Genomic DNA, 4,807 nt, shown 5'->3' on the forward strand with positions numbered 1-4,807 from the left:
GAACTCGCGCCGATCGCCGCGCCCGTCACCGGTCCGACGATATAGGTGACGGCGCCCGCGCCGATCGTCGTCATGCTGACCGCATCGGTGTAGCCGAACGCGCGCGCGACGCTGGCGCCGACGATGAACGGCAGCACGGTGCCGAGCAACAGCGACACGACGCCGATCAGCCCGGCCTTCCTCGCCTCGGTCGGCTGCACTTCGAACGCCGTCGCGACGATCGCGAAATCGCGCAGCATCGCGCCGCCCATGAGACCGATGCCGGCGAACAGCGGCACGTCGGCCAGCCCTTTCTCGCCGCCCGTGAATGCGCCGCCGACGTATGCGAGCGCGAGCCCGGCCAGGATCGCGATCGCCGAGCCATGCACGCGGCCGAAGGTGAGCTTGCGCGACGCGATCGACGAGATCCACATGATCAGGCCGACGAGCGCGAACGACGTGACGAGCCCGTTATGGGCCACCACTTTCTGGAGCATCTGCAGCATGACGGCCTCCGGTCACTGTTGATCGAATTGGGGCATGCCGGCGAAGGCCGTGTCGTCACGGCCGGTACGCGCAAGCACCGCGATGCACACTGCGCACAGGCCGACTGCGCCGACCGCTGAAATCAGCGCGACCGGGCCGCCCTTCAGCGCGGCAAGCACGTTCTGGTTCGCGGCCATCGCGACCACCACCGGGATGTACATCGCGCCCCAGAAACCCACGCCCGCCTCGGTTTCCTTCGGCAGCCAGCCGCGCCGATGCAGATAGAGCCGCAGGCAGATCAGGAGCAGCATCGCAATGCCGACGCCGCCCACGTTGGTTTTCACGCCGATGGCGGCGCCCAGCAGGTCGCCGAGGAACAGTCCGGCCAGATGGCAGAACGCGAGCAACGCGGTTCCATAGATGATCATGAGTCGTCTCCTGTATCGACCGGCATCGACGCCGTGACGCCTGCTCCGGTCCCATGCCTGTTTGTCTTGTCGCGGCGGTGCGCCGCGGCCCGGCCGCTCCTCGTGCGGAACATGTTCCCGGACGGTCGTTGGGATAAACCGCTGCTTCTGGGTGGCGCCCGCTTGCCGTAGACTGCTGCACGCAGCCGTTCGGCGTCAGGCGGCATGCGCTGCGTCTCGCGGGCCGCTCGATGGGCGTTGCCTGATACTAGCGCTGCAATTTCCGGCCATTTATGAAGTTGTCGAAACCGATTCAGTGGATTTAGCAATGCGTCCGTTACCGCCCGAACTGCTGCGCAGCTTCGTCGCCGTCGCCCAGTCCGGCAGCTTCACCGCCGCGTCCGAGCGCGTGAACCTGTCGCAATCCACCGTCAGCCAGCACATCCGCCGCCTCGAAGAGCTGCTCGACCGGCCGCTGTTCGAGCGCGACACGCGCAACGTGCGTTTGTCGCCGCACGGCGACGCGCTGTTGCGTTATGCGGTGCGCATCCTCGAACTGATGGACGAGGCCGTCACGTCGGTCTGCGGGCCGCCGCTGTCCGGCAAGGTGCGGCTTGCGATGTCGGAGGATTTCGCGTCGGCGCACCTGACCGCCGCGCTCGCCAGCTTCGTGCAGCGGAACCCGGACGTCGAGCTGGCGATCGCGACCGGCCTGTCGGGCGACCTGTTCGACGCGCTCGACGAAGGCCGGCACGACCTCGTATTCGCGAAGCGCATCGCCGGCAGCCGGCGCGGCCGCGTGATCCGCAGCGAGCCGCTCTACTGGTGCACCGGCCCCGAGTCGCCGGTCACCGGCCATGAAGCCGTGCTGCCGCTCGCGCTGCATCCCGCGCCGAGCGTGTCGCGGCGACGCGTGCTGGAAGCGCTCGAGGCCGCCGGCCGGCCGTACCGGATCGCGGTCGTGAGCAGCAGCGTCGCGGTGTTGCGCGCGGCAGTCAGCGCCGGACTCGGCATCAGTGCGTTTGCGGGATACGTGATTCCGGCCGGGCTGGCGCGGCTCGATGCGGATCTGCCCGAGCTGGGGGAGCTCGAATACGTGATCGACCGGCCGGCAGCCGCGTCGCGCTCGACGCTGGCGCTCGAGGCCACGCTGGTCACGGCGGCCGCCGAGCTGTAGCGCGAACGGCGTCGGGGCGGCCGCGCCGTCGTAACGGGTCATGCGGATCATGACCTCGCGCCCGCCCGCTCACGCCGTCCCTGGCATCGCGGGCGCGCCCGGTCAGGGCAGGAAACTGTGGCGGCGGGCCTCGATCAGTTCGATGAGCAGCCGGTCACGCTCAGCGGCAAGCGCCTGTATCGTCCGGTCACCCTGGATCGCCCGCAACTCGTCGATCATCCGGCGGTCGACGTCGGCATCGAACGACGGCGTGCCGAGATCGTCCCACCAGCTCGTCATCGGGCCGGACAGATGTTCGAGAAAGTGCGCCATCCCGCCTTCGCCGCCGCCGAGATGATAGGTCAGGCATTGCCCCATCAATCCCCAGCGCAGGCCCGGCCCCCACGCGACCGCCTTGTCCGCGTCGGCGACGTTCACGACGCCCTCGCCGACGAGGTGATACACCTCGCGAAACAGCGCCGCCGCGAGCCGGTTCGCGACGTGCCCGGGCATCTCCTTGTTGAGCACGATCGTTTCCTTGCCGAGCGCGTCGTAAAAGCGCTTCACGCGGGCGATCACGTCCTTGCCGGTCGCCGCGCCGCCGACCAGCTCGACGAGCGGAATCAGGTGCGGCGGATTGAACGGATGCGCGACCAGACAGCGCTCCGGGTGCCGGGTGCAGGCGGTCTGGATATCGGACATCTTGAGACCCGACGAGCTCGACGCGATCGGCACGTGCTCAGGCAACAGGTCGTCCATCTGCCGGTACAGCGCGCGCTTCAGCTCGAGCCGCTCGGGGCCGTTTTCCTGCACGAAATCGACACCGCGCAACGCGCTCGAGAGATCGGCGTCGAAAGTCAGCCGCGACGACAGCGTCGCCGCGTCGTCGCCGAGAAATGCCGCCAGCGCATCGCGCAGCCGCGTGTCGGCCTCCGGGGCCGGGTCGGTCGCGACCACGTCGAACCCCTTCGACAGATAGAAAGCCGCCCAGCTTGCGCCGATCACGCCGGCGCCGACGATGCCGATGCGTTGAATGTCCATGTGCGTTCCGTCTCCATTGATGTGCCGACGATTGTCGCATCGAATCATGCCGTGACGTCGCGCCGGCGCGCCATGCCGGAAACGCCGGGACGACGCGCGCTCAGCGGTCGGCCGCGCTCGCCGCGCGCCGCTTCCTCGCGCGCCGCGACAGCATGTTCATGCCTTCGACGAACGCCGAGAAGGCCATCGCCGCGTAGATGTAACCCTTCGGCACGTGCGACCCGAAGCCTTCGGCGATCAGCGTCATGCCGATCACGACCAGGAACGAGAGCGCGAGCATCACGACGGTCGGGTTGCGGTCGATGAAGCGCGCGAGCGGCTGCGCGGCGAACATCATCACGGACACGGCGGCGATCACCGCGACGAACATGATCGGGACGTGCTCGGTCATGCCGATCGCGGTCACGATGCTGTCGATCGAGAAGACGAGGTCGAGCATCAGGATCTGTCCGACCGCGGCCCACATCGTCAGGCCGGCCGCGCCGCCGGTTCCGCCGGCTTCGTCGCCGTCGTGCGAAACGTGGTGATGCATCTCCTTCGTCGCCTTCCAGACGAGAAACAGGCCGCCGGACAGCAGGATCATGTCGCGCCACGAAAACGCGTGATCGAACAACGAGAACACCGGCGCGGTCAGGCGCGCGATCCACGCGACGGTGCCGAGCAACGCGAGCCGCAGCACGAGCGCCAGGCCGATGCCGAGCCGCTGCGTGCGTGCGCGCTGTGCTTCGGGCAGCTTGTTGCTGAGGATCGAAATGAAGATCAGGTTGTCGATGCCGAGCACGACCTCCATCACGACGAGCGTCAGGAGCGCCGCCCAGACGGCGGGATCGACGGCGAGCGCAAGCAGGTAGTCCATGATTTTCTTCGAAAAGGATGGCGAAGGCCCGATGATCGCATGACGAGAACCTCGAAAAAATCAGCGACAATCTCATTTTCAGTTCGGTTTTTACGAAGTTCGGAGCGATGCTCAACTTTCGACATCTTTATTACTTCTGGGTCGTCGTGAAGGAAGGCGGCTTCGCGCGGGCGGCCGAGCGCCTCGACATGGCGGTGCAGACGATCAGCGCGCAGGTGCGCGAGCTGGAAAAGGCGCTCGGGCATCCGTTGCTCCGGGCCACGGGGCGCGCTGTCACGCTGACGGACGCGGGCCACGCGGCATTCGTGCGCGCGGAGGCGATCTTCGAGATCGGGCGGCAGATCCCCGACGAAGTGCGCTCGGCCGCGAGCCAGCCGACGATGCGGCTCGCCGTCGGCCTGTCCGACGGCATCTCGAAGCTCGCCGCGCATGCCATCCTCGCGCCCGTGCTCGACACGCCCGCACTGCGGCTGCTATGCCACGACGGCGAGCATGAAGCGCTGCTCGCGGAGCTCGAGCTGCATCACCTCGATCTCGTGCTTGCCGGACAGGGCGCACCGCACAACGCGAACCTGCGCGTGACGAGCGAGCGGCTCGTCGCATCGCCGGTCGACTGGTACGGCCCTGCCGCGCTCGTGTCGGCCGCCGCGCGCCACCGTTTTCCGCAATGTCTCGCCGAGTTGCCGCTCCTGTTGCCGACGTCGCATTCGGCGCTGCGCGCCCGCCTCGACCGCTGGCTCGAAACGGAGCGCATCGTGCCGCGCATCGTCGGGGAATTCGAGGACAGCGCGCTGATGGCAGTCTTCGCCGCCCGCGGGCTCGGCGTCTTTCCGCTGAGCGAACTCGGCGCGAACGACGCGTAGCTGCTGCGCGGACTGCGCC

General features: G+C 68.0%; 6 protein-coding genes. 2 read left to right on the forward strand and 4 right to left on the reverse strand.

All coding sequences use genetic code 11. From position 1 onward, the window contains the following. Nucleotides 1-485: malonate transporter subunit MadM (madM, locus tag KH616_RS21465; RefSeq protein WP_292250605.1), on the reverse strand; the 485-nt coding region annotated here is incomplete at its 3' end. Between the two features lie 12 nt (nucleotides 486-497). Continuing rightward, nucleotides 498-893: a malonate transporter subunit MadL gene (madL, locus tag KH616_RS21470; protein WP_292250607.1), complete on the reverse strand. Its 396-nt coding sequence runs from the start codon at nucleotides 891-893 to the stop codon at nucleotides 498-500. Nucleotides 894-1,200: 307 nt separating this feature from the next. On the opposite strand from madL, the gene KH616_RS21475 reads away from it, so the two are divergent. Next, nucleotides 1,201-2,049, forward strand: coding sequence for a LysR substrate-binding domain-containing protein (locus tag KH616_RS21475; protein ID WP_292250609.1), 849 nt, complete (start codon nucleotides 1,201-1,203; stop codon nucleotides 2,047-2,049). A gap of 102 nt (nucleotides 2,050-2,151) precedes the next feature. Here KH616_RS21475 and KH616_RS21480 read toward each other — a convergent pair whose 3' ends face one another. Further along, the gene (locus tag KH616_RS21480; RefSeq protein ID WP_292250611.1) at nucleotides 2,152-3,069 is read right to left on the reverse strand and encodes a 3-hydroxyacyl-CoA dehydrogenase NAD-binding domain-containing protein; all 918 of its coding nucleotides are present in this window, start codon (nucleotides 3,067-3,069) and stop codon (nucleotides 2,152-2,154) included. Nucleotides 3,070-3,169: 100 nt separating this feature from the next. Beyond that, nucleotides 3,170-3,925, reverse strand: a complete 756-nt coding sequence (locus KH616_RS21485) for a TerC family protein (protein ID WP_292250612.1) — start codon at nucleotides 3,923-3,925, stop codon at nucleotides 3,170-3,172. Between the two features lie 107 nt (nucleotides 3,926-4,032). Between KH616_RS21485 and KH616_RS21490 the strand changes: the two genes are divergently transcribed. Continuing rightward, nucleotides 4,033-4,788, forward strand: a complete 756-nt coding sequence (locus KH616_RS21490) for a LysR family transcriptional regulator (RefSeq protein WP_292250615.1) — start codon at nucleotides 4,033-4,035, stop codon at nucleotides 4,786-4,788. The last annotated feature ends 19 nt before the right edge of the window (nucleotides 4,789-4,807 follow it).

This window comes from Burkholderia sp., assembly GCF_018375725.1.
Classification (GTDB): Bacteria; Pseudomonadota; Gammaproteobacteria; order Burkholderiales; family Burkholderiaceae; genus Burkholderia.

What these genes read in the sequence shown, in the direction of transcription:
- KH616_RS21475 (WP_292250609.1), top strand. Translation starts at nt 1,201, where the DNA reads ATGCGTCCGTTACCGCCCGAACTGCTGCGCAGCTTCGTCGCCGTCGCC.
- KH616_RS21480 (WP_292250611.1), bottom strand. Translation starts at nt 3,069, where the DNA reads ATGGACATTCAACGCATCGGCATCGTCGGCGCCGGCGTGATCGGCGCA.
- KH616_RS21485 (WP_292250612.1), bottom strand. Translation starts at nt 3,925, where the DNA reads ATGGACTACCTGCTTGCGCTCGCCGTCGATCCCGCCGTCTGGGCGGCG.
- KH616_RS21490 (WP_292250615.1), top strand. Translation starts at nt 4,033, where the DNA reads ATGCTCAACTTTCGACATCTTTATTACTTCTGGGTCGTCGTGAAGGAA.
- madL (WP_292250607.1), bottom strand. Translation starts at nt 893, where the DNA reads ATGATCATCTATGGAACCGCGTTGCTCGCGTTCTGCCATCTGGCCGGA.